Here is a 26,005-nt window from a genome sequence, read left to right on the forward strand (position 1 = left end):
TTCTGTCTAAATGCCTTTGCCGATCCACACTTCTCTGACGGTTGCCAGTAGAATTTTCACGTCGAGCCAAAAGCTATAGTGTTCTAAATAATAAAGGTCGTAACGGGAACGTTCAATCATTTTCTCTATCGTGTTAGCATACCCGAATTTCACCATTCCTAAAGAGGTAATCCCTGGTTTCAGGTTAAATATCCGTTTATAGTCCGGGGTCTTCTCCAATATTTGTTGTACAAACCAGGCGCGTTCGGGGCGTGGTCCGACAATGGACATATCTCCCTTCAAAACATTCCAGAACTGCGGCAGTTCATCCAAATGATGTTTACGCAGTGTCCGGCCAAAAGCTGTCACCCGCTGATCATCAGAAACAGCAAGCAACGGCGTCCCATCTTCCGCACCTGTCACCATGGTACGAAATTTCACCATCCGAAAGGGGACACCTCCCTTTCCCAACCGCTCTTGCTGGTAAAAAACGCTACCCGCTCCCTGCATGCGAATGCGGATAGCAATATAGAGCAGTAATGGGCAACATAGCAACAGCACCAACGCTGCCACCATATAATCCACCAACTGCTTCATCTATTCACGGATAATCTTTATCACTCCGCCTTTATCAAGTTTAATAATGCTCGATGGTTTGGGACGACTGATGTCATCCTGGCGAAAGCCTACAATATAATCTACCTGTGATTTAACGTCATCACTTATTTCACTGAAATTGGCCGGCGAAGGCTGTCCGCTGATGTTGGCCGATGTCGACACAATTGCCTTGCGGAATTGCTGGCAAAGACGACGGGAAAAGTCCTCACTGGTCACACGGATACCTACGCTGCCATCTTCGGCAAGCAGGTTCGGAGCCAGATTGCGGGCCCCCGAATAAATTATAGTAAGTGGTTTGTCGGCCAGTTCTATTAGGTCCCATGCCACTTCGGGCACATCCTGCACATAAAAATCCACCTTTACGGATGAGTCAACCAGAACCAACATCGCTTTACTGTCTGCACGTTTCTTGATTTCGTACACACGGCGCACTGCATCAGGATTGGTCGCATCGCAGCCCAGTCCCCAAATCGTATCGGTAGGATAAAGGATAACCCCCCCCTCCTGCATCACCTGACAGGCTTTTTTAATATCTTCTATCATTTCTTGATTTATATCTGATAAGAGTAACGCGCAAAAATACTACTTTTGCATGGTAATAACAAAGTTTAAGAGAAAACAAATGGAAGAAATTAAGTTTCGCCACACCCTGCCTATACAACTACGATTCAATGACGTAGATAAATTCGGTCATGTCAACAACACGGTTTACTTCTCATTCTATGATCTTGGCAAAACAGAATATTTTGCCTCTGTCTGCCCCGGAGTGGACTGGGAAAAGGATGGAATTGTCGTTGTCCATATAGAGGCCGACTTCCTGGCTCAGATATTTGCATCGGACCACATTGCCGTACAAACGGCTGTTTCGGAGATCGGGACAAAGAGTTTTCACCTCATTCAGCGGGTGATCGATGTAGAAACCGAAGAGGTAAAGTGCATCTGCACATCCGTGATGGTAGCATTCGATTTAGATAAGCACGAATCGAAAGCGCTCACCGAAGAGTGGATAGATGCGATTTGCAAATATGAGGGCAGAGATGTGAGGAAAAGGAGACAGGAGAGCAAGGATTAAAGGACCGTATTTGTCAGTATTTTAATACACGTAAGTACTGAAAGACAGGAGACGGACAGAGTAAAGAAGTGAGAAAAGAGGTAAAAACCTATCTTTTTAACCCGCTATTTATCAACGTATTACAAAACACATTCCTCGGCTCCGGGGAGCAGTCTCCTCCCCGGAGCCGAGGGATGCGCTCCCCGGAGCCGAGGAGGTTGCTCCCCGGAGCCGGGACAACCGAAAGTTTGCCGGGGGTTAGAAAAGCAGAGTTGGCAACGGGAAGTATTCGCTCTGATGTAATAATTATTCAAACAGTACATCTCTACTGCAGGGTGTTTATACTTTATCAGTTTTGAGTGTATTTCACCACGGAGTTCCACAGAGTTTTTTAGACATAAGAACAAAAGAACATATTAGTTGCATAACGTCTTTAAGCTCTTATCTCGGCTTTTGGTTCTTTTGTTCTTATGTCTAAAAAACTCTGTGGAACTCTGTGTTACTCTGTGGTGAGTCTGCTCATGTCTATTCAGATTCAAATCAAATTGCGTTCTGTTTCTATGCACACGGATGAGACTGATCGGGCGGATGACAACGGATCTCTTTTATTTTATTTATTGGTAATCAGGGAAAAAGAAAATCTGATCCGTTGTCATCGTTTTATCCGCCTCATCCGTGTGCCAATAAAAAACACAAAGCCATTTAGCTCGTGTCTGTACGGGTTTGAATACTTATCGGTATAACATATCCAAATTACCACATTATCCACCCTCCCAAGCAAGAAATACCCCGTTCCTTTTGTAAATATCCTTTTCATACCGAAGTAATCCCTCTGAAATATTTTCATCTGATTACAGCCATGCTTCATCTTTTTTTCGTACTTTTACAGCTTCTTGGGGGAAAATGTCATTCTCTCCCATCCTGAGATACGAAAAAGAAAAAACAATATATAAAATGAATCACAAATGGAATTATCAACCCATCACATCAGAACAGGCAGAGATAAGCCAGACATTGGTTCAGGAATTAGGCATTAGCCCTATTCTGGGACGGCTCCTGGTGCAGCGGGGAATCACACGGGTACATGATGCCCGGAAATTCTTCCGTCCGCAACTGCCCGACCTGCATGATCCATTCCTGATGAAGGACATGGACATAGCAGTGGAACGTCTGAACAAGGCGATGGGAAAGAAAGAGCGCATTCTGATTTATGGAGATTATGATGTAGACGGTACCACAGCCGTGGCACTGGTCTATAAGTTCATCCAGCAGTTTTATTCAAACCTGGACTATTACATTCCTGACCGTTATAACGAAGGTTACGGTATTTCACGAAAAGGAGTAGACTATGCTGCCGAAACCGGTGTAGGCCTGATTATTGTGCTCGACTGCGGCATAAAAGCCGTAGATGAAATAGCCTATGCCCGCGAACGGGGAATTGACTTTATCATCTGCGACCACCATGTACCGGACGATATACTGCCACCCGCCGTAGCTATTCTAAATGCCAAACGTCCGGATAACACCTACCCTTATGAACACCTCTCAGGCTGCGGTGTCGGCTTCAAGTTTATGCAAGCATTTGCAATCAACAACGGCATTGAATTTCACCACCTCATTCCTCTGCTCGACCTTGTGGCCGTCAGCATAGCTTCGGACATTGTGCCCATTATGGGGGAGAACCGCATCTTAGCACATCATGGGCTGAAACAACTGAACAGTAATCCCAGCATAGGAATGAAAGCCATCATCGATGTGTGCGGATTGGCAGAGAAGGATATCACCGTGAGCGATATCGTGTTCAAAATAGGCCCCCGTATCAATGCCTCCGGACGTATTCAGAATGGAAAAGAAGCTGTGGATCTGTTGACAGAGAAAGATTTCTCCGTAGCTCTTGAAAAGGCCAATCAGATAAATCAGTACAACGAGACCCGCAAAGATCTGGATAAGAGCATGACCGAAGAGGCCAACCAGATTGTAGCCAATCTTGAAGGACTGGCAGACCGCCGTTCTATCGTCATCTACAATGAAGAATGGCACAAAGGTGTGATCGGAATTGTGGCTTCCCGGCTGACGGAAATATATTACCGGCCGGCCGTAGTATTGACACGTACAAATGATATGGCAACGGGATCTGCCCGCTCGGTTTCGGGTTTTGACGTATATAAAGCCATAGAACATTGCCGTGACTTGCTTGAGAACTTCGGCGGACACACGTATGCTGCAGGATTGTCAATGAAAGTGGAAAATGTACCGGCGTTTACCGAGCGTTTTGAAACATTCGTATCACAACACATCCTGCCGGAACAAACCAGTGCCGTAATAGATATCGATGCTGAAATAGACTTCAGAGACATCACTCCGAAATTCTTTAGTGATCTGAAGAAATTCAATCCCTTCGGCCCGGACAACCAAAAACCCATATTCTGCACGCACCATGTCTACGACTATGGTACAAGTAAAGTGGTGGGACGCGACCAGGAGCATATCAAACTCGAGTTGGTAGATAACAAATCGAACAACGTAATGAACGGCATCGCCTTTGGTCAAAGTTCACACGTACGCTATATCAAGACAAAGCGTTCATTCGACATCTGCTACACAATCGAAGAAAACACGCACAAGCGTGGCGAAGTACAGTTGCAGATTGAGGATATTAAACCCATTGAATGATTTACGATTAGACGATTGACAATTTACGATTGAAATTACTCTTAATTCTCTAAGATTACTCAATCGTAAATCGTCTAATCGTAAATCGTCTAATCGTAAATCGTCTAATCGTAAATCAAAATGGTGTTTTACCGCGATATACTCAAACAATACTGGGGTTATGACTCCTTCCGTGGTGTACAGGAGGAGATTATCAATAGTATTGGCGAAGGGCGTGATACACTGGGATTAATGCCTACCGGTGGTGGGAAATCCATTACATTCCAGGTCCCGGCACTCGCCAAAGAGGGTTTGTGCATCGTTATCACTCCACTCATCGCCCTGATGAAGGACCAGGTGCAGAATCTCCGTCAAAGGGGGATCAAAGCTGTAGCCATCTACTCGGGCATGACGCGGCAGGAAATTCTTATTGCGCTGGAAAACTGTATCTTCGGCGATTATAAATTCCTCTATATCTCACCGGAACGACTGGACACGGACATCTTCAAACAGAAACTCCGTGCCATGAAGATCAGCATGATTACGGTAGACGAAAGCCATTGTATCTCCCAATGGGGATATGACTTCCGGCCTGCCTATCTGAAGATAGCCGATATACGCGAACTATTGCCCGGAGTAGCCGTACTGGCACTCACTGCCACAGCCACACCGGAAGTAGTAAAAGACATCCAAAGCCGGTTGAAGTTTAAGGAAGAAAACGTTTTCCGGATGAGCTTCGAGCGAAAGAATCTTGCCTATATCGTACGCAAGGTAGATAACAAAACGGCCGAACTACTACATATTCTTCAACGGATGCAGGGAAGCGCTATCGTCTACGTTCGTAGTCGTCGCCGTACCAAAGAAATCACTGAATTGCTTATCAACGAAGGTATCACCGCCGACTTCTATCATGCCGGACTAGACAATGCCGTCAAAGATATCCGCCAGAAACGCTGGCAAAGCGGCGAATGCCGTGTGATGGTAGCAACCAATGCTTTCGGAATGGGCATTGACAAACCCGATGTACGTCTGGTAATCCATCTCGATCTGCCCGACTCTCCCGAAGCCTATTTTCAAGAAGCAGGACGTGCCGGACGCGACGGAGAAAAGGCATACGCCGTTATTCTCCACACCTCATTGGACAAAACGGCCCTCCACAAACGGGTCCCGGACACCTTCCCTGATAAGGATTATATCATAAAGGTATATGAACATCTGCAATATTATTATCAGATGGCAATGGGAGACGGACTCGACTGTACAAAGGAATTCAACCTGGAGGAATTCTGCCGCAAGTTCAAGCATTTTCCGGTTCCGGCAGACAGTGCTTTGAAAATACTGACCCAGGCAGGGTACATAGAATATACCGATGAACAGGACAACGCCTCACGTATCCTCTTTACCATCCGTCGCGATGAACTGTATAAGCTTCGCGAAATGGGTAAAGAGGCAGAAGCACTGATGCAAACCGTCCTTCGTTCGTATACCGGGATCTTCACGGATTACGCTTACATCAGCGAAACAGCATTGAGCCTGCGTACCGGGTTGACACGTTCGCAGATATACAATCTGCTAATGATGCTGTCCAAACGTCGCATTATTGACTATATTCCTCGTAAGAAAACACCTTATATAATATACACGCGCGAACGGGTAGAACCTGACCGCCTGCATATCCCGCCATCCGTATACGAAGAACGTAAGAAACGATACGTAGCCCGTATCGAGGCAATGGTAGAATACGTCACCTCCGAAACTGCCTGCCGTAGCCGTATGCTTCTCCGTTACTTCGGTGAGAAAAATGAACATAACTGTGGGCAGTGTGACGTATGCCTCAGCGGGAAAGCCAGTAAAGACTTGTCAGACAATACCTTCGAAGAAGTAAAGGAAAAACTGCTGGATTTACTGAAAGAGCGCCCTCTGACTCCCGCAGAAGTCAGCAAACGAATGGAAGAAGATAAAAACATACTGGCACAAGTCATTCAATATTTATTGGAAGAGGAAATAATAAAAACAGAGGATGGAATGTTGAGTAAGGTTATAGGGTTATAATGTTATAGAGTTGTAAAAATTACAGGACTATAAAGCGATAGAGTTATAAAAGTTATAAATTTGCAAATTATAGTGTTGCGGATTGTAGCTACTATAACTTTATAACATTATAACATCATAAATCATGCCGAACTTCTTTAAATCTTTCTTTTCGGGAAAGTCCGAAAGCCCGGAAAGCGAAAAGCAGAAAGCTGCACAAAAGAACTTTGAGATATTCAAATATGACGGATTGCGTGCTCAACGTATGGGCAGACCGGACTATGCCATAAAATGCTTCACCGAAGCCCTTGCTATCGAGGAAGACTTCGAAACATTGGGATACCTCAGCCAGCTCTACATACAATCTGCCGAACTGGACAAAGCCCGTGAAATACTGAATCGCATGGTGGAACTTGAACCCGAACTGACCAGTACATATCTTACTATAGCCAACGTATGCTATATGCAAGAAGACTATCAGGCAATGCAGGCTGCGGCAAGCAAAGCTATTCAGATAGAGGAAGGTAATGCAGTTGCCCATTTCCTGCTGGGAAAAGCTATGATGGGTATGAATGATGACCTCATGACCATTGCCCACCTGACAAAAGCCATTGTGTTAAAAGACGATTTCACCGAAGCACGCCTGTTACGCGCCGAAGCTTTGCTAAAGATGAATCAGCTCAAAGAATCTGCTGAAGATATAGCCGCAATTCTGACTCAGAGCCCGGATGAAGAGGCAGCTATCCTGCTGCATGGTAAACTAAAAGAAGCAGAAGGAGCTCCCGAAGAGGCAGAAACCGATTACTTGAAAGTCACCGAGATGAATCCCTTTAATGAACAGGCATACCTCTATCTAGGTCAACTCTTTATCACTCAGAAAAAACTAACCGAAGCTATCAGTCTTTTCGACGAAGCCATAGAACTGAATCCGAATTTCGGAGCAGCCTATCACGAACGCGGCCGTGCCAAATTGCTGAATGGCGATAAAGATGGTTCCATAGAAGATATGAAGAAAGCGCTTGAGATCAATCCCAAAGAGGGAGAAAATCTGAACGGACAATTTAATAACCAGTCAGCCTCATCAACCAATGTATTAGGATTATAGTGTGCTTTCCTTATCCGGAAACGAGCTAAATGGCTTTGTATTTTCTATGGCACACGGATGAAACGGATAAAACGGATGATAACGGATCTTTTTATTTTATTTATTGGTAATCAGGGAAAAAGAAAATCTGATCCGTTGTCATCCGTTCGATCTGTCTCATCTTGTGTGCCATAGAAACATAGTGCAGTTTGATTTATATCCGGATTAACAGTAACCAAAACACAGCGAATCATAACAAACTCTTAATATTAGCCTTTACAATGCAAAAAAAAGTCTCTTTTTGCTTGCATTTAAAAGAAAAGTATTACATTTGTCCCCGAATTAGAACAAAAGCACTGTTAGTATGAACGTATTTAATTTTACATATTACTTCTTTTTTTACTTTTACTTTGGCCAGAAAGTAGAGCGGGAGTTTGTATGTATCAAGTGACAGTGATGCTTAAGGACTGAAAGGAAAGAATCAATCATATGAATCCCGCTCCATTATGGACGCGGGATTTTTTTATATAATACACATTAAGAAGGAATGAAAAAGATAGCAATTCAAGGAACACTCGGCTCGTATCACGATATCGCCGCTCACAAGTACTTCGAAGGAGAAGAAATAGAATTAATCTGCTGCACTACTTTTGAAGACGTGTTTAAGGCCATCCGCAAAGACAGCCAGGTAATCGGCATGTTAGCTATTGAAAATACCATAGCAGGAAGCCTGCTGCACAACAACGAATTACTGCGTCAAAGTGGTACACAGATTATCGGCGAACATAAACTGCGTATTTCACATTGCTTCGTCTGCCTGCCCGAGGAAGATTGGAGTGACATCACAGAAGTCAACTCCCACCCCATCGCGCTTATGCAGTGCCGCGAATTCCTGCAACAACATCCCAATATCAAAGTGGTAGAAGGCGAAGACACCGCCCGCAGTGCCGAAATGATAAAAGAAGGGGATCTGAAAGGACATGCCGCCATCTGTTCCAAAGTAGCCGCCGAGCGTTATGGAATGAAAATTCTACAAGAAAGTATTGAGACAAACAAACACAACTTCACCCGTTTCCTGATAGTAGCCGATCCCTGGCAAGTAGACGAACTCAGCCGCCACCACTCAGTAGTAATCAATAAGGCAAGCATGGTATTCACTTTGCCACACACAGAAGGCAGTCTGTCACAAGTGCTCTCTATCCTGTCATTCTACAACATCAACCTGACTAAAATACAATCACTCCCCATCATCGGAAGGGAATGGGAATATCAGTTTTATGTAGATGTGTCATTCAACGACTATCTGAGATATAAACAATCAATCACCGCGATCACACCACTAACCAAAGAACTTAAAATATTAGGCGAATATGCAGAAGGTAAATCAAACATATAACATTGCTCCCGCCGATCGGCTGGCCAGCGTAAGCGAATACTACTTCTCTAAAAAGCTGAAAGAAGTAGCGCAAATGAATGCAGAAGGTAAAGATGTGATCAGCTTAGGAATCGGAAGTCCTGATATGCCTCCCTCCGAAGAGACGATCCAAACACTGTGCAACGAAGCACAAAACCCGAACGGACACGGTTACCAACCTTACGTAGGTATCCCGGAATTGCGCAAAGGTTTTGCCGGCTGGTATAAGAAATGGTACAACGTTGAACTGGATCCCGCTACGGAAATACAGCCACTGATAGGTTCAAAAGAGGGTATCTTGCACGTAACCCTGGCTTTCGTTAATCCGGGTGAACAGGTGTTAGTACCGAATCCGGGCTATCCTACCTATACTTCACTCAGCAAAATCCTGGGTGCAGAAGTCGTAAATTACAATCTGAAAGAAGATGCCGGCTGGATGCCCGACTTCGATGAACTGGAAAAGATGGATCTGAGTCGCGTAAAACTGATGTGGACCAACTATCCCAACATGCCGACAGGAGCCAATGCCACCATGGAGATGTATGAACGTCTGGTAGATTTCGCCCGTCGTAAAGGTATTGTTATAGTGAACGACAACCCTTACAGCTTCATCCTGAATGATCGTCCTTTGAGTATTCTCAGCGTACCGGGAGCTAAAGATTGTTGCATCGAATTCAACTCCATGAGTAAGAGCCACAATATGCCGGGCTGGCGTATCGGTATGCTCGCATCCAATGCACAATTTGTACAGTGGATACTGAAAGTGAAGAGTAATATAGACAGCGGAATGTTCCGCGCCATGCAACTGGCTGCTGCCAAAGCGCTGGAAGCCGATACCGAATGGTACGAAGGGAACAACCACAACTATCGTAACCGCCGCCACCTGGCAGGGGAAATCATGAAAACGCTGGGATGTACTTATGACGACCAACAAGTGGGCATGTTCCTTTGGGGAAAAATACCCGATACATATGCCGATGTAGAAGAACTGACAGAAAAAATACTTCACGAGGCGCGTGTATTTATCACTCCGGGATTCATCTTCGGAAGTAACGGAGCAAGATACATCCGTATCTCTCTTTGCTGCAAAGATGTAAAACTGGCGGAAGCGCTGGAACGAATTAAAATGATATGCCAATAAGGCAATTATAATAGAGAATAATAGAAAAATAAATAATAACCCAATTAAAGCGCCAGCCAATTGGCACATCAGTACATTGGCATATTGGCACATTATTCAATTATGGAACTCGAATCAATTTTACTGCCGGGCATCGAAGCAAAAAGACCCGTTGTCATAGCCGGCCCATGTAGTGCAGAAACAGAAGAACAAGTGATGACTACCGCCAAAGAGTTGGCAGCCAAAGGAATGAAAATATTTCGTGCCGGAATCTGGAAACCCCGTACCAAACCGGGTGGTTTCGAAGGTGTAGGTGTTGACGGACTGGCATGGTTGAAAGAAGTAAAAAAAGAAACAGGCATGTATGTATCTACCGAGGTAGCTACAGCCAAACATGTATACGAGTGCCTGAAAGCAGGCATTGACATGCTATGGGTAGGTGCCCGTACGACTGCCAACCCATTTGCCGTACAGGAAATAGCCGATGCACTGAAAGGTGTAGACATCCCTGTATTGATAAAGAATCCGGTAAACCCCGATCTTGAACTTTGGATTGGTGCTTTGGAACGTATCAATAATGCGGGCCTGAAACGCTTGGGGGCTATTCATCGTGGCTTCAGTAGCTATGACAAAAAACTCTACCGCAACTTGCCGCAATGGCATATCCCCATTGAGCTGCGCCGTCGTCTACCGGAATTGCCCATCTTCTGCGACCCAAGTCACATTGGAGGTAAACGCGAACTGATAGCTCCGCTCTGCCAACAAGCAATGGACCTCAATTTCGACGGACTAATTGTAGAAAGTCACTGCAATCCGGATTGTGCCTGGAGTGATGCTTCACAACAAGTTACACCAGACGTATTGGATTATATCCTGAACTTACTCGTTATCCGTAAAGAGACTCAGACTACCGAAAACCTGAGCCAACTCCGCAAACAGATTGACGAATGTGATGATAACATCATTCAGGAACTGGCAAAACGTATGCGCGTAGCCCGCGAAATCGGCACGTACAAAAAAGAGCACGATATCACGGTGCTTCAAAGAGGACGTTACAATGAAATTCTTGAGAAACGCGGTGCACAAGGTGAACAATGCGGTATGGACGGAGAATTCATGAAAAGAATATTCGAAGCGATACACGAAGAATCGGTTCGTCAGCAAATGGAAATTATTAATAAATGATTAGTGAGTGATTAGCGGGATAGTGATTAATGATTAGCAGCTAATGATTAATCACTACCCCCCCTCACTAATCACTAATCACTAATCGCTAATCACTAATCACATGCGAATTTTAATTCTCGGAGCCGGCAAGATGGGCTCTTTTTTCACTGATATACTGAGTTTTCAGCACGAGACGGCCGTGTTTGACGTCAACCCACACCAGTTGCGCTTTGTTTATAACACCTATCGCTTCACTACGCTGGAAGAGATTAAAGACTTCGAACCGGAACTGGTTATCAACGCAGCAACAGTGAAGTATACGCTGGATGCTTTTCGTAAAATCCTGCCTGCACTACCTAAAGACTGTATACTTAGTGATATCGCTTCCGTAAAAACCGGACTGAAAAAATTCTATGAAGAGAGCGGTTTCCGCTATGTATCTACCCACCCGATGTTTGGTCCTACCTTCGCCAGCCTCAGCAATCTGAGTAGCGAAAGTGCTATTATCATCAGCGAAAGTGACCATTTAGGAAAAGTATTCTTCAAGGATCTGTACAACAGTCTCCGATTGAATATCTTTGAATATACATTCGACGAACACGATGAGACAGTGGCTTATTCACTTTCCATACCATTTGTTTCAACATTTGTGTTCGCTGCTGTCATGAAGCATCAGGAAGCCCCGGGAACCACTTTCAAGAAACATATGGCCATTGCCAAAGGTCTTTTGAGTGAAGACGATTATCTGTTGCAAGAGATTCTTTTCAATCCCCGCACTCCGGCACAAGTGGCCAATATACGGACAGAACTAAAAAATCTTTTAGAGATAATAGAGAATAAAGACGCCGAAGGCATGAAAAAGTATCTGACTAAGATACGGGAAAAGATCAAATAACCTGTAAAAGAGATCTTAGAGAAAAATTAATCAGCCCTTATCAAATAAGTTTTTGATAAGGGCTAATTTTATAGTAACTTTGTATCCGCTAAAAAACAAAGGAGAATCCATGATAGATCAGGCAACCATAGACCGTATACTCGATGCTGCACAAATCGTTGATGTGGTATCCGAATTCGTCACGCTACGAAAACGCGGTGTGAACTATGTAGGCTTGTGCCCGTTCCATAATGAAAAAACCCCCTCTTTTAGTGTTTCCCCCTCAAAAGGGCTATGCAAATGCTTTAGCTGTGGCAAAGGTGGTAATTCAGTGCATTTCGTCATGGAACACGAACAAATGTCATACTACGAAGCACTAAAATACCTGGCTAAGAAGTATAACATCGAAATAAAAGAACGGGAACTGACCAATGAAGAGAAGCAGGCGCAAAGTACACGCGAAAGTATGTTTATCGTTAATAACTTCGCCCGCGACTATTTCCAGAATATATTGAAAAACCATGTAGATGGGAGAAGCATCGGTATGGCTTACTTCCGCCAGCGTGGATTCCGGGATGATATCATTGAAAAATTTCAGCTTGGTTTCAGTACCGAGAGTCATGACGCATTGGTACAAGAGGCTATACGCAAAGGATTCAAAAAGGAATACCTTGTCAAGACCGGGCTTTGTTACGAAACAGATGATGGGCGTCTGCGCGACCGCTTTTGGGGGCGTGTAATGTTTCCCGTACATACACTTTCGGGAAAAGTCGTAGCTTTTGGAGGGCGCGTACTCAGTACAGAGAACAAAAAGCTCGCCAAGTATGTCAACTCTCCGGAGTCCGAAATCTATCATAAAAGTAATGAACTCTACGGTATCTATTTTGCAAAGCAGGCCATTGTAAAACAAGACCGTTGTTTTCTTGTAGAAGGATACACGGACGTTATCTCCATGCATCAGTCGGGAGTGGAAAATGTTGTTGCTTCATCAGGAACCTCATTAACTCCCGGGCAAATCCGTTTGATCCATCGCTTTACCAACAACATTACCGTACTTTATGATGGCGACATGGCTGGTATCAAGGCTTCCATCCGTGGTATTGATATGTTGCTGGAAGAAGGAATGAATATTAAGGTCTGCCTTCTACCCGATGGTGACGACCCTGACTCCTTTGCCCGGAAACACAATGCTACAGAATTCCAGGCGTTCATCAAGGAACATGAAACCGACTTTATTCGTTTCAAGACCAACCTACTGCTGGAAGATGCCGGTAAAGACCCGATCAAACGGGCAGAACTCATTAATAACATCGTACAAAGCATCTCAGTGATCCCGGAAGCAATTGTGCGCGATGTGTATATCAAAGAGTGCGGACAATTGTTGCGGGTAGAAGATAAACTACTTGTTTCGGAAGTTGCCAAACGAAGAGAAATACAAGCCGAAAAAGAGAATAAACCGATACTCAACGCTAACAATTCATCCGGCGCTCCGGCAGAAATGCAAAATGGAGATTTCCCTCCTCCTTTCCCACCTGACGAATTGGAAGATTCTTATCAGTCTTACATCCCCCAGGAAGGAAAAGAAGGCCAGGAGTTTTATCGGTACGAACGGCTGATTCTTCAGGCAATAGTGCGCTATGGGGAAAAGATAATGTGCAACATGGAGGATGAAGAGGGACAGGAAACTCCGGTCAGTGTGATTGAATACATCGTTCATGACTTAAAAGAAGATGAACTCGCATTTCACAATCCCTTGCACCGACGTATCCTTACAGAAGCAGCATCCCATATCCATAATCCCGGATTTATAGCCGAACGCTATTTTATAGCCCACTCCGATCCGGAAATCAGTTCCATTGCTACCGAACTGGCAAGTGACCGGTATCAACTGAGTAAATTTCACTCCAAAACACAGAAAATAGTTACAGACGAGGAACGCCTCTTTGAACTGGTTCCTACATTGATGATAAACTTTAAGAATGCAATTGTAGCAGCAGAGCTGAAGCACATCATGTATGCCCTGCAAGATCCTGCCAACGAAGACGATGATGAGAAATGCGCTGCCCTTATGCAACGCTACAAAGAGATGAAAGAAATCCAAAGTCTGATGGCAAAAAGACTTGGAGATAGAGTGGTGCTAAGATAGGGATTAGTGCAGTAGTGATTAATGATGAGTGATTAGTGGCTGCGCTATTATACCGCATGGTACTAATCACTACCCCGCTAATCACTGCTTACCTGTTTATCAGATTCATAAATTCCTCCCGGGTTTTAGCCTGATTGAAAGCTCCGGTAAAATCAGATGTAGTTGTTATTGAGTTTTGTTTCTCCACACCACGCATTTGCATACACATATGCTGGGCTTCTACCACAACCATTACTCCCAATGGGTTGAGAGTTTCCTGAATACATTCTTTAATTTGCAATGTCATACGCTCCTGCACCTGCAGACGATGAGAGAAGATATCGACTACACGGGCAATCTTACTCAACCCCGTGATGTAGCCATTGGGAATATAAGCCACATGTGCCTTTCCATAAAACGGAAGCATATGGTGTTCACAGAGAGAGAAGAAATCAATGTCTTTCACTATCACCATCTGGCTATATTCCTCCTTGAACTTAGCAGAACGAAGCACTTCGTGAGGATCCAGATGATATCCTTTTGTTAAACTGAGCATGGCTTTGGCTACACGCTCGGGAGTTTTCAAAAGCCCTTCCCTTTCGGCATCTTCGCCCAATAAAGTAATAATACTGCGATAGTGACTTTTCAAATCCTCCAAAGCCGGAGAGACAATTTCTTCTTTTCCTAACATAATGAAATTATAAAGGGATATTTATTTGATCTTTAACAATAGAAACTTCCTTGAATACGCCGGTTGCTTTCAATTTGCGCATCATGGCGTCTGCTTCTTCAATACTACGGAAATCTCCGACACGACATAGCCAGCGGGGAGGATTAAAAGGGGTATAAACAGGCAATTCCGGGAAGAACTCTTTTATCTTCGCTGCCACATTATGGGCCTCAGTCTTTGCCTGACGGGTGTTATTACCGGCATACGTCTGCACACGAAAACCAGAAGCTTTAAGTACTTTCTGCTCTCCGGTAGCAGTATGTTCCGTTCCCAACAATGCCTCAATACGAGGATCCTGGTGGATAGTCACCTTGCCCTGTCCGGGAACATTTCGTTCCAGACTCTTCACTATATTCTGGGCTTGCATTGCACCGACAAAAGCAAACAACAACAAAAGTAAACCAAGTTTTCTCATAAGGCAATATAAAGTTATAGGGTGATAAAGTTATAAAGTTATAAAGTTATAACCCTATAACTTTATAACCTTATAACCCTATCTCATGTTCTTATTTGAATGCGTCAATGATACCCTTGAAGTCAGCAACTTTCAAAGCAGCACCACCGATCAATCCACCGTCAACATCCGGGTTAGAGAACAATTCTTTAGCATTAGAAGGCTTACAACTACCACCGTATAAAATAGAAGTATTGTCAGCAATCTCTTTACCATATTTTTCAGCAACAGCCGAACGGATAAATGCATGAATTTCCTGTGCCTGAGCAGGAGTAGCAGTTTTACCTGTACCGATAGCCCAAACCGGCTCATACGCCAAAACGATCTTAGCAAAATCTTCAGCAGACAGATCGAATACAGAAGCCAACTGAGCAGCAACTACTTCATTCTGTTTGTTCGCCTCACGTTCTTCCAACACTTCACCAATACAGAAGATCGGAGTCAGACCGTTAGCCAAAGCTAATTTCACTTTCTCTTTCAAGATTTCAACAGTCTCACCATAGTAAGCACGGCGTTCTGAGTGACCTAAGATTACATACTTTGCACCAGTAGAAGCAACCATAGCAGCTGAAACTTCACCTGTATAAGCTCCTTCAACTTTGTCTGCACAGTTTTCTGCACCTACACCGATAATAGCAGCATCTACAATAGGAGTAACAGAAGCAAGGTGAATAAACGGAGTGCAAATTACTACATCACAATTAGGTTTATCAGCTGTTAATGCTTCATTCAATTCTTTTGCAAGAGCAATACCCTCCTGGAGGGTTTTGTTCATTTTCCAGTTTCCTGCAACAATGTTCTTTCTCATTTTGTTTTTTATTAAAAGGGTTAATATATTTACGATTAAACAATTTACAATTAGACGATTGAAGTTAGCCAGAGTGACCCGGTTTATCTGAGTGACCCGGTTTATCAGTCTTATCAACCAGATCCTGGTTTATCAAATTATTCTCCTCAGCATGATTAGCACCATCATCGCCTGCCGAACCTCCCCGTGCGGGAAGCACCTTTAACAATTCGGCATTTCTTTTTCTCAGCGCTTCTCCTTTCTTTTCTCTACGTTTTACGACCAGAATATCCAGTCCTAACACAAGTAGCAACGGTATAGCAAACCACAGAAATACATATCCGATAGTATGCACATCACTTACCTTCTTCAGCTTACCCACTTCCAGTTTTTCCAACTTATCGGTCAACGCATATTCATCCGGTAAATCGGCATCATTCCACTTATTCAGAATTGTACCATTCTTTATCAGTACCAACCCCGGATTGGAACGAATGATTGTTTTCAGGGTGATATCATCCACCAGACAGAACGGATACTCTGCCCCGGTCTTATCACGCCAAAGTTCTATCTCTTCCTCCGGTGAAGAAGTTAGGCAATAAAAGCCGTAACCATTTTCAACCGAATAATCATATATCTCATTAATAAGGTCTATATTACTATCATCCGCCTCTTCTATCCGGTGCGCCACCAACAAAAAAGTATAACCGATATCAGTCAGCACCTTATCAGTGATATCCTCACCTGTACTCTGTTCCAATAATGAGAAATCGTGAATAGAGGGTTCATATCCCTTCTCTTTCAGAACCGTACGTGTATCTACAAACGTCCAGGTACTATCCGGGTAATTATCAAGTGTAAACTCCTTCTTCTCACCATTCTTTTCCAGAACAAAAGTAGTTTCATAAACATTTGGCTTTGCTCCGTCCGGTATTTCCATCCCTGCAAGAATATTATTTCCTATCCTATAGGGACGAAAGTCCAGAATAGGCAAATGTGCGAGACAATAAAATGAAAGAGCAAACACAAATAATACAGTATACAATGACACCAACCACTCTGTCTTTGCCGAAATGAAACGTATAATCTGTTTCTTCCACCGGAACGTAGAATAAGCTGCAATCAACAACACAATATTCTTGCCGAAAGTTTCCCAGTTAGTCAATACCCATGCATCGCCAAAACAGCCACAGTCTGAAACCGGATTCTTCAATGCCAAATAAAGAGTCAACGGAGTCATGAACAGCATGATGAGCAAAGCAAGAATTGTGGTCGTAGTTTTCCGTATACCAAAAAACATGCAAACCCCTACCGAAAACTCTATAGCTGACAGAATAACTGCTGCCAACAAAGGGAAAAAAGAAGGAAACCACGATATCATACCAAAAGCTTCCAGATAGTCTTGTATCTTGTACTGTGACCCCAGCGGATCAACAGCTTTCACAAATCCGGAAAATATAAATGCTGCTGCCAGTAGGAAACGGCAGGCATTCGTCCACGTCTTTTGAATGATATGTAAATTCTTAGTCTTCAAATTCTATTTTAATTAAACCAAAAACGGAATAATTAATCATGTCCATATAGTTTGCATCAATTCCCTCAGACACCAATGTATTACCTGACAAGCTCTCAATCTGCTTGGTACGGTAAATCTTCATTAGAATCAAATCGGTATAGGAGCTGACACGCATACTTCGCCACGCCTCATCGTAATCATGATTTTTAGCAAGCATTAGTTCCAAAGCTTCCTTTGCATATTTATCATAAAGAACCATTGCTTCCTCATTACTGATATCAGCAGAATCGGCATAACCAAGTTCTAACTGTATCAATCCGATAATACCATAATTGACAATCGCAATGAACTCTGAACGAATGCCTTCGTCAATTAATGACACACCTTTTGTTTCAATGCTACGAATCCGGTTGGCCTTTATAAAAATCTGGTCAGTAACAGAAGCCGGACGCAAAATGCGCCACGCAGGACCGTAATCGTGCAGCTTCTTGGAAAATAGGTCACGGCACAAAGCGGTGACATGCTCAAATTGTTGCTTGGTATCTTTCATTTCCTTACAAATAGAGCGCAAAGGTAACAATAATCGAAGAAAAAAGAAAAAAATAGCCGGGCAATCATACATTGTCCGGCTACTTGCACTATAAATAAATATATTTCTCTTATGAACAGCGTAAAACTTGTCCGGGACGCAGAATCGTCTTAGTAGTAATACGATTTAACTTACAAAGTGTACTAATAGAAACACCACGCAATTTTGCAATACGAGACAAGGTATCTCCACTCTTCACCTTATGATATCTGATGGCTCCGTCACTTGCCAGCTGAGCATCATGAGCACCAGTCTTACTGCTTGCACCACCCTTAGATCTTCTGAATGTATATGTATCTGCTACGATATCCTGTTTCGGGAAGTCAAACATATAAACCGGATTAATAGCAATACCCAGGAAACGGGTTTCAAAATGAAGATGTGAACCTGTAGAACGTCCGGTATTACCACCCAGACCAATCACTTCACCGGCTTTTACCAATTGATTCTCTTCAACCAATTGCTTAGACAAATGTCCGTACACAGTCTCTAACCCATTATCATGACGAATGACTACATATTTACCATACCCACGACGTTCGTATTTAACAATACGTACCTTTCCATCAAAAGCAGCTACGATTGTATCACCAATATTCACTTTAAGGTCAAGACCGTTATGCATTCTTCTCCAACGAGGACCGAAAGGCGAAGTAATGCGTGTGCTTGGAGTAGGCATATGGAAACCGGTCAGGTCAATAGTGTAAGTTTCGGGAATGATAACATCCTTTCCGTAAGCATGCACATACTGATTACTCCAGTTCGGATAAAGACTTAATGCGGGATATTCAGCTTGTTCGGCACGAATCTGCTTTTGCAATGCCAAAGAGTCTACAGTTTTTAATTTCTTGTCAATCGGGGCCTGCCGGGCGATCAAGTCCTGAGAAAAAGAGTTCAGGCTGACCATAGCCACTGCGGCAATCATTACGGTTTTAATACAATTGAAATTCATTCGTTTTCGTCAATTCAATTAATATTCGTCATTTGCATACAGATAATCAAATATCACCTGTTTGTAATCGAATATCTCTTCTGGTTTAAAGAATCTGGTTAATTCGGCTGCCGCGGTCTCAGGTGAATCAGAAGCATGAACTATATTCTCTTGAAAGCTCATACTGTAATCCCCACGAATAGTTCCCGGTGCTGCCAGACGCCCGTTAGTAGGACCAGCCAACGTACGGACAGTTTGAATTGCATCCACCCCCTCGAAGCAACAAATGACAACAGGAGCTGTCATCATAGAATCTTTCACACGCTGAAAGAAAGGCTTTGCACTCAGGTGGGCATAATGTTCACTTAATACTTCGTCTGTCAACTTCATCATCTTCATACCAGCCAAACGTAAACCTTTACGTTCAAAACGATGAAGTATTTCACCGATTAACGCCCGCTGAACGGTACATGGCTTCAAGATGACTAACGTTTTTTCAATCATAAGATGACTTCTTTCAAAGTGTTAAATGGCACATTTATTATAAAATTCTTCCAAAGATAGCATTTCCCGACGAAAAACAAGGTACTTCCTTAACTTTTTTTCGTAATCCGAAAAGCAAATAGTAAGGGAAAGAGGTTCTAAAGTCCTATAAATAGGAGAAATAATAAGAAATATGTTTTGCAGCATGTTTTGCAAATAAGCTGTATGTTTAACCGTTTTTTTCAACTTATAGAAGCCCAGTTAACGTTCGTCTTACGAAGTGCTTTAAGCTGCTGCCACAATATCTGATTCTCCGGATTACGAGCTTCCGGATCGATATCAACAATTTCTTGTGCAACATTACGGACATATTGCAACAACTGACCATCCCGGGCAATATCAGCTATCTTCAAATCAAAAGCAATGCCACTTTGCTGGGTACCCTCCAAATCTCCCGGACCACGCAATTTCAAATCAGCCTCCGCTATTTCAAAACCGTCATTAGTACGTACCATGATTTCAAGTCGTTTGCGGGTTTCCTCAGTAAGTTTATAATTTGTCACCAGAATACAATAAGACTGTTCGGCACCACGCCCCACACGACCACGAAGCTGATGGAGCTGTGATAATCCGAAACGCTCAGCATTCTCAATAATCATAACAGAAGCATTGGGTACATTTACTCCTACTTCAATAACGGTAGTGGCCACCATTATTTGTGCCTCTCCCGATACAAAAAGTTGCATTTGTTCGTCCTTCTCGACAGGTTTCATTTTCCCGTGAACTTTACAGACTTTACATTCAGGAAACTCTTCACAAATCTGCAAATAACCTTCTTCCAGATTCTTCAAATCAATCTTTTCGCTCTCTTTTATAAGCGGATAAACAATATAAATCTGGCGTCCTTCGGCAATCTGTTTATGGACAGACCGATAAAGGCTTTCCCTCCTGTTATCAAACTGATGAACAGTAGAGATAGGCTTCCTGCCAGGAGGCAGTTCATCAATGATGGAAACATCAAGATCTCCATACAAGGTCATCGCCAACGTACGGGGAATCGGGGTGGCCGTCATCACGAGTACATGAGGAGGCTGTACATTTTTACTCCACAAACGGGCACGTTGTGCTACACCAAAACGATGTTGCTCATCTATAACCACAAAACCAAGAGATGAGAAATTGACAGTATCCTCAATAACGGCATGGGTACCGATCAGTATATTAACGTCTCCGGTGAGCAAACCGGAAAGAATAGCCTCCCGCTTTTTACCTTTCACCGAGCCAGTAAGTAATTCTACGCGAATATCCATACCGAAAAGAAACTCCTTTATCGTTTCATAATGCTGGTTGGCTAGTATTTCCGTAGGAGCCATCATACATGCCTGATAACCGTTATCAAGCGCCATCAACATGCTCATCAACGCTACCAGCGTCTTTCCACTTCCCACATCACCCTGCAACAAACGATTCATTTGCCGCCCGGACCCGACATCCTGACGAATTTCTTTCAATACACGTTTCTGCGCACCGGTAAGTTCAAAAGGAAGGTTACGGGAATAAAACGTATTGAATACGTCACCGACAACTTCAAAAACATATCCCCGGTATCTCCGCTGACGGTCTTTGGCATAGCGTAGAATATTGAGTTGCACATAAAAAAGCTCTTCAAATTTCAAACGATACTGTGCCTTACGCAGAAGTTCCGGATTGACAGGAAAATGAATATTACGCAAAGCCTCTGTCAATGGCATCAAATGATGACCAGCAAGGATCTTAGGAGATAAAGTTTCAGGAAGCGGTTCTTGCATTTGCTGAAGCACAGCCGCCATCATCTTGGCTATTGCATGAGAATTGAGGAAGCTACGCTTCATCTTCTCCGTTGTATTATAATAAGGCTGCAAGCCGGTAGCAGTAAGCTTTAGTTCGGATATCTTATCCATATCGGGATGTGCCACATTGATACGTCCGCCAAAGACAGTCGGCTTGCCAAATACAATGTATTCTTCGTGAACTTTATATTTACCTATGATAAATTTGATTCCCTGAAACCACACTAAATCTACCACTCCTGTTCCGTCAGAGAAATGTGCCACTAATCTACGCTGACGACCTTCACCAAAAGTTTCAAAACCCAGTATCTGCCCTTTTAATTGAATATAGGGCATATTTCCATCTATCTCATGGATATAGTAAATACGACTACGGTCAACATATTTATAAGGAAAATAGTAAATAAGATCGTGCACGGAATATATCTCCAACTCTTTGTTGAGTACACCCGCCTTCTGTGGCCCTACGCCGGATATATATTTTATGTCACGTGTAGTTAAATCAAACATTCACCAGAGCACTACTTATTTTCAAATCAAAAGGAGTGGTAATCTTTATATTTTCCCGGTTCCCTTCTGCCAGACAAACAGAAACTCCCATTGCTTCCACAACGGAAGCATCATCAGTAAAAAAAGGAGTATACTCCTGTGCATAAGCTTGTTTCAAAAGTTCTGCATCAAATACCTGCGGAGTCTGAACTAATTTATAATCATTACGACTTACCGTCTCACTACCTGTTTCTGTTATATGACGTACTGTTTCTACCACATCAATTACCGGTATTACTGCTTTTTTTATAGCAGCCAGTTCATAGCAACGTTTTATAACTTCCGGAGAAACAAACGGACGTACTCCATCATGTACTCCCACCAACCCGGAGTTAACACAAGCCAAGCCATTCTTCACAGAATGAAAACGTGTTTCACCTCCGTCAACAACAGTATGTTCAATAACAAATGAATGCTTTGCACAGAGTTCCTGCCAGTAAGTTTGCTGCTCTTGGGGCAATACAAGAATGATTTTCATCGTCCTGTCAAAATGATGAAAAGCTTCAATGGTATGCATTAACACAGGTTTTCCACCAATAGGAAGAAATTGTTTGGGAAGATCACTCCCCATACGCAATCCCTTACCACCGGCAACAATCAAGACAGTATGAGTCATAGCATCAGCGTCTTACACACATTGCCTCTACCAATTCTTCTACTTTCTCTTTACCTTCGAGTTTTTCTACAATAGCCAATGCAAAGTCCATAGCAGCACCCGGTCCCATACCTGTAATAATATTACCATCTACTACAACCGGTTCATTAACACATTCAGCTCCGTCAAGATATTGCTCAAAACTTGGATAGCAAGTCGCCTTGCGCCCTTTCAACAGGCCGAGTTTACCAAGTACCATAGGTGCTGCACAAATGGCTGCAATCGGTTTGTTCTTCTCTGCAAAACTCAGAATCAGTTTGCGCAACCCCTCGTGCTTGTCAAGAGTAGCCGCACCGGGCATACCACCAGGCAACAATAACAGATCAGCATCAAAAAAGTCACAGTTCACGAAATTAACATCGCAAAGTACCGAAATATCATGTGCACCAACAACAATCTCATCTGGAGTCACAGATACAATTTCTACATTCAATCCGGCACGTCTCAGCGTGTCAATAGCGGTGAAGGCTTCAATCTCTTCAAATCCGTCTGCGAAAAAAGCATATACAGTTCCCATACTCTAAATAATATGCCAACACCAATCAGTTATCCACCAATTGGCTGGCGCGTTAATTGGTTAATTATTTATCTCAAATTAAAGTAATACGTTATAGTACCTGTCTGGTTATTCACACCCTCCACAGCATTAAAGCGAGCTCTTTTGGCAGCATCTTCCGCTGCTTTGCGCAATGCAGTGTTTACCGTGTTCGTCTGCCGATTAATACTTGTGGCAATCACATGCCCGGCCGGATTCACAGTAATAGAAACTACTACACGGCCTTCTTCCTGAACATTGTACACAGGACGAGGTAAACCTCCTTCTCCTATAGAACGTCCACCAAGATCAAATGTTCCATAGCCCCCCGCACCTGTTTTAGCTCCGGACGACGAATTACCATCTTTGCTGCCTTCTACACCTGTACCACTATTGGCTGTTCCTTTACTTCCGTCCATCTGAGCACCTTTACCAAAAGCTCCCGAAACTCGTTTTGCTGCGGCTTCTGCAGCAGCTTTCCGTTCTCGTTCTGCTTTTTCTTCAGCAAGTTTTTTTGCCTCTGCAGCCTTCTCAGCAGCAGTTTTCTCGGGCTTCTTCACCACTTCAGGCTTTTCCTTTCTAGGCTCAACCTTAGGCTTTATGACAACCGTTTCCTCTTCTGTCTGCGTTATCATCTCCTGCTCCACGGTTTCCTGTGATTCTACCACTTCCGGCACATCCTCCGGAGGGAGAACATCTACATCTACCATTGTAGAAGGATCATAATTTCCTAACGAAGCATCTACATCCCCCATCATTACGGGCACACCACCTTCATCCTGATTATTGGGGAGAGTGAAACTCACCAGAATCAAAAGAGCAATAATAGCTACATGCACCAACAATGCACCCAACATTCCTATGTATTCACCCTTTTTCTTTCCGTCCATCATTTATTTGTTTCAGGTGGGCGTGTAGCCAGCACCATTTTAAAATGATTCTCATTCGCTATATTCAGAACTTTCACTATCTCACGGTAAGGCACTGTTTCGTCTGCGTAAAGTGCGACAAACATTTCCGGTTCTCTCTCTGCACAACTTTGCAGAAAAGGTGTCAATTCGTCCAACGTTAAAGAATGTTCCTTCTCACTACCGAAAGCCGCATAAAAATTCAGATCCTTATCGATAATCACCCGTGTCAGAGGCTTCGCTGAAGTCTGCTGTTTTCCTTGCGGAAGTAACACTTTAATAGCGTTCGGAGATACCACAGTAGAAGTAATCATAAAAAAAATCAGCAACAGAAATATAACATCCGTCATGGATGCCATACTAAAGTTAGGAGATATTTTAGCTCTTCGTTTTAATGCCATATTAATAGTTATTTCTGAGCAGGCTCATTGAGTAAATCCATAAAAGCCATTGTCTTTGATTCCATTTTGTTTACCACACGATCTACTAACATTACGAGATAGTTATAAGCAAACATAGCAATAATACCAACAATCAAACCACCCACTGTAGTAATCATTGCTTCATAAATTCCTCCCGATAGCAACGTTATATCAATATTTCCGCTACCTGCATTGGCCATATTATAGAAAGCACGTACCATACCGGTTACCGTACCCAAAAAACCCAACATCGGAGCACCACCTGCAATCGTAGCCATTACAGGCAATCCTTTTTCCAGTTTAGCCACTTCGATATTTCCTACATTTTCGATAGCTGCCTGTACATCGTTTACCGGACGACCAAGACGGCTTATTCCTTTCTCAATCATACGAGCGGAAGGAGTATTTACAGTACGGCAATAGTTTATGGCAGACTTAATTTCTCCGCTATGAATATAATCTTTTATTTTATCCATAAACATCGGATCTTCCTTGTTCGCTTTCCGAATAGCGTACATACGTTCAAACAGGATATAGAAACATCCTACTGAAAGTACAGCCAGTACAATCATAATCCAGCCACCTTTCACAGCCATATCAAGCATATTCATCTCTGCCGGAGCATCTACAGGTGTAAGTACCGGATTGGCTGTTGCCAGAGAATCAGCCATACTTGCGGCCCCTTGGGCCAATAACAGAAGTGTATTCATTAGCGAAGACAATTTTTATATTCCTGGATAGTACGTTCGAGTCCCAGATAAAGCGCATCACTTATCAATGCATGTCCAATAGAAACTTCGTCCAGCCAGGGAATGTTTTTATAAAAGAAATTCAAATTCACCAAACTAAGATCATGTCCGGCATTCAGCCCAATCCCCAGTTTACGTGCCACCTTAGCAGCTTCAACAAAAGGAGCAACAGCAGCCTCCGGATCTTTAGAAAAAGCAGTAGCATAAGGTTCTGTATAAAGTTCTACTCTATCAGCACCAGCCTTAGCTGCATATTCAATCATCTCCGCATCAGCGGATACAAATACAGAAGTACGAATCCCGGCAGTATTAAACGCATCAAGTACCTCTGTCAGAAAATCAAAGTTAACCTTTGTATCCCAACCGGAATTGGAGGTAATTTGAGAAGGAGAGTCAGGAACTAAAGTTACCTGGTGAGGCTTTACCTTCAACACAAGATCAATAAACTCGGGAGAAGGATACCCTTCAATATTAAATTCTGTTCGTAATAGCGGACGTAAATCATATACATCAGCCATACGGATATGTCGTTCATCAGGTCGGGGATGAACAGTTATTCCGTCCGCTCCAAAAGCCTCACAGTCCAGTGCCACCTTTACCACATTAGGAACATCTCCACCGCGGGCATTCCTCAAGGTAGCCACCTTATTTATATTCACACTTAATCTAGTCATCATTACATGAATTGTTTGCTGCAAAAATACAAATATTAGTAACACCATAACAGCAATCCCGAAAAAAAATGCCAAATTT

Annotated in this window: 25 protein-coding genes; 9 read left to right on the forward strand and 16 right to left on the reverse strand. The window is 43.2% G+C overall.

The window, feature by feature from the left end; translation table 11 throughout:
- Positions 1–6 precede the first annotated feature (6 nt).
- Together K8P02_RS14000 and K8P02_RS14005 are read right to left on the reverse strand one after the other, a co-directional pair.
- Positions 7–576, reverse strand: coding sequence for a sugar transferase (locus tag K8P02_RS14000; RefSeq protein WP_002562567.1), 570 nt, complete (start codon positions 574–576; stop codon positions 7–9).
- Entirely contained in the window at positions 577–1,140 is a 564-nt protein-coding gene (locus K8P02_RS14005) for an L-threonylcarbamoyladenylate synthase (protein ID WP_002562568.1), read from the reverse strand.
- Positions 1,141–1,219: 79 nt separating this feature from the next.
- On the opposite strand from K8P02_RS14005, the gene K8P02_RS14010 reads away from it, so the two are divergent.
- The 9 genes from K8P02_RS14010 (at position 1,220) to dnaG (ending at position 14,136) form a co-directional block, all read left to right on the forward strand.
- Entirely contained in the window at positions 1,220–1,669 is a 450-nt protein-coding gene (locus tag K8P02_RS14010; RefSeq protein ID WP_025868316.1) for an acyl-CoA thioesterase, read from the forward strand.
- Between the two features lie 933 nt (positions 1,670–2,602).
- Complete coding sequence (gene recJ, locus K8P02_RS14015; RefSeq protein ID WP_195350078.1) at positions 2,603–4,321, forward strand: single-stranded-DNA-specific exonuclease RecJ; 1,719 nt, start codon at positions 2,603–2,605, stop codon at positions 4,319–4,321.
- Positions 4,322–4,441: 120 nt separating this feature from the next.
- A complete protein-coding gene (locus K8P02_RS14020) occupies positions 4,442–6,352 on the forward strand; it encodes a RecQ family ATP-dependent DNA helicase (RefSeq protein WP_025868143.1) in 1,911 nt (636 codons plus the stop codon).
- Between the two features lie 124 nt (positions 6,353–6,476).
- Positions 6,477–7,436 carry a tetratricopeptide repeat protein gene (locus K8P02_RS14025; protein WP_002562572.1) on the forward strand — a complete coding sequence of 320 codons (960 nt, stop codon included), beginning with the start codon at positions 6,477–6,479 and terminating at the stop codon, positions 7,434–7,436.
- A gap of 526 nt (positions 7,437–7,962) precedes the next feature.
- The gene (locus tag K8P02_RS14030) at positions 7,963–8,811 is read left to right on the forward strand and encodes a prephenate dehydratase (RefSeq protein WP_002562573.1); all 849 of its coding nucleotides are present in this window, start codon (positions 7,963–7,965) and stop codon (positions 8,809–8,811) included.
- Positions 8,786–9,970 carry a pyridoxal phosphate-dependent aminotransferase gene (locus tag K8P02_RS14035; protein ID WP_025868144.1) on the forward strand — a complete coding sequence of 395 codons (1,185 nt, stop codon included), beginning with the start codon at positions 8,786–8,788 and terminating at the stop codon, positions 9,968–9,970. The genes K8P02_RS14030 and K8P02_RS14035 overlap by 26 nt, the downstream gene beginning before the upstream one ends.
- 102 nt (positions 9,971–10,072) lie before the next feature.
- Positions 10,073–11,134: a bifunctional 3-deoxy-7-phosphoheptulonate synthase/chorismate mutase type II gene (locus K8P02_RS14040; RefSeq protein WP_025868145.1), complete on the forward strand. Its 1,062-nt coding sequence runs from the start codon at positions 10,073–10,075 to the stop codon at positions 11,132–11,134.
- A gap of 103 nt (positions 11,135–11,237) precedes the next feature.
- Complete coding sequence (locus tag K8P02_RS14045) at positions 11,238–12,011, forward strand: prephenate dehydrogenase (protein WP_002562576.1); 774 nt, start codon at positions 11,238–11,240, stop codon at positions 12,009–12,011.
- A 109-nt stretch (positions 12,012–12,120) separates the two neighbouring features.
- Complete coding sequence (dnaG, locus tag K8P02_RS14050; protein WP_002562577.1) at positions 12,121–14,136, forward strand: DNA primase; 2,016 nt, start codon at positions 12,121–12,123, stop codon at positions 14,134–14,136.
- An 88-nt stretch (positions 14,137–14,224) separates the two neighbouring features.
- Here dnaG and folE read toward each other — a convergent pair whose 3' ends face one another.
- From folE to K8P02_RS14120, 14 genes are all read right to left on the reverse strand, one after another.
- Positions 14,225–14,806 carry a GTP cyclohydrolase I FolE gene (gene folE, locus K8P02_RS14055; RefSeq protein ID WP_002562578.1) on the reverse strand — a complete coding sequence of 194 codons (582 nt, stop codon included), beginning with the start codon at positions 14,804–14,806 and terminating at the stop codon, positions 14,225–14,227.
- 7 nt (positions 14,807–14,813) lie between these two features.
- Positions 14,814–15,260: an SPOR domain-containing protein gene (locus tag K8P02_RS14060; RefSeq protein WP_025868146.1), complete on the reverse strand. Its 447-nt coding sequence runs from the start codon at positions 15,258–15,260 to the stop codon at positions 14,814–14,816.
- A gap of 91 nt (positions 15,261–15,351) precedes the next feature.
- Positions 15,352–16,107 (reverse strand): triose-phosphate isomerase, encoded by a 756-nt coding sequence (tpiA, locus tag K8P02_RS14065; protein WP_002562580.1) that lies wholly within the window; start codon positions 16,105–16,107, stop codon positions 15,352–15,354.
- Between the two features lie 64 nt (positions 16,108–16,171).
- Complete coding sequence (locus tag K8P02_RS14070) at positions 16,172–17,620, reverse strand: BT_3928 family protein (protein WP_025868147.1); 1,449 nt, start codon at positions 17,618–17,620, stop codon at positions 16,172–16,174.
- A complete protein-coding gene (locus tag K8P02_RS14075; protein WP_007486889.1) occupies positions 17,610–18,152 on the reverse strand; it encodes a DUF1599 domain-containing protein in 543 nt (180 codons plus the stop codon). The genes K8P02_RS14070 and K8P02_RS14075 overlap by 11 nt, the downstream gene beginning before the upstream one ends.
- Before the next feature lie 109 nt (positions 18,153–18,261).
- Positions 18,262–19,143 carry a M23 family metallopeptidase gene (locus K8P02_RS14080; protein WP_025868148.1) on the reverse strand — a complete coding sequence of 294 codons (882 nt, stop codon included), beginning with the start codon at positions 19,141–19,143 and terminating at the stop codon, positions 18,262–18,264.
- A gap of 18 nt (positions 19,144–19,161) precedes the next feature.
- Positions 19,162–19,626, reverse strand: coding sequence for a nucleoside-diphosphate kinase (gene ndk, locus K8P02_RS14085; protein WP_025868149.1), 465 nt, complete (start codon positions 19,624–19,626; stop codon positions 19,162–19,164).
- Between the two features lie 221 nt (positions 19,627–19,847).
- Positions 19,848–21,944, reverse strand: a complete 2,097-nt coding sequence (gene recG, locus K8P02_RS14090) for an ATP-dependent DNA helicase RecG (RefSeq protein ID WP_025868150.1) — start codon at positions 21,942–21,944, stop codon at positions 19,848–19,850.
- On the reverse strand, positions 21,937–22,599 hold the full coding sequence (locus tag K8P02_RS14095) for a 2-C-methyl-D-erythritol 4-phosphate cytidylyltransferase (protein WP_002562586.1): 663 nt from the start codon (positions 22,597–22,599) through the stop codon (positions 21,937–21,939). The genes recG and K8P02_RS14095 overlap by 8 nt, the downstream gene beginning before the upstream one ends.
- Positions 22,600–22,603: 4 nt before the next feature.
- Positions 22,604–23,155, reverse strand: coding sequence for a DJ-1 family glyoxalase III (locus K8P02_RS14100; protein ID WP_002562587.1), 552 nt, complete (start codon positions 23,153–23,155; stop codon positions 22,604–22,606).
- A gap of 68 nt (positions 23,156–23,223) precedes the next feature.
- Positions 23,224–24,063 (reverse strand): energy transducer TonB family protein, encoded by an 840-nt coding sequence (locus tag K8P02_RS14105; protein WP_002562588.1) that lies wholly within the window; start codon positions 24,061–24,063, stop codon positions 23,224–23,226.
- On the reverse strand, positions 24,063–24,482 hold the full coding sequence (locus K8P02_RS14110; RefSeq protein ID WP_002562589.1) for an ExbD/TolR family protein: 420 nt from the start codon (positions 24,480–24,482) through the stop codon (positions 24,063–24,065). Before K8P02_RS14110 ends, K8P02_RS14105 begins: the two co-directional genes overlap by 1 nt.
- An 8-nt stretch (positions 24,483–24,490) precedes the next feature.
- Positions 24,491–25,213, reverse strand: coding sequence for a MotA/TolQ/ExbB proton channel family protein (locus K8P02_RS14115; RefSeq protein WP_002562590.1), 723 nt, complete (start codon positions 25,211–25,213; stop codon positions 24,491–24,493).
- Positions 25,213–25,926, reverse strand: coding sequence for a pyridoxine 5'-phosphate synthase (locus K8P02_RS14120; protein WP_007486882.1), 714 nt, complete (start codon positions 25,924–25,926; stop codon positions 25,213–25,215). The genes K8P02_RS14115 and K8P02_RS14120 overlap by 1 nt, the downstream gene beginning before the upstream one ends.
- Positions 25,927–26,005 lie beyond the last annotated feature (79 nt).

This window comes from Bacteroides nordii, from assembly GCF_019930665.1.
In the GTDB taxonomy this organism is placed as follows: domain Bacteria; phylum Bacteroidota; class Bacteroidia; order Bacteroidales; family Bacteroidaceae; genus Bacteroides; species Bacteroides nordii.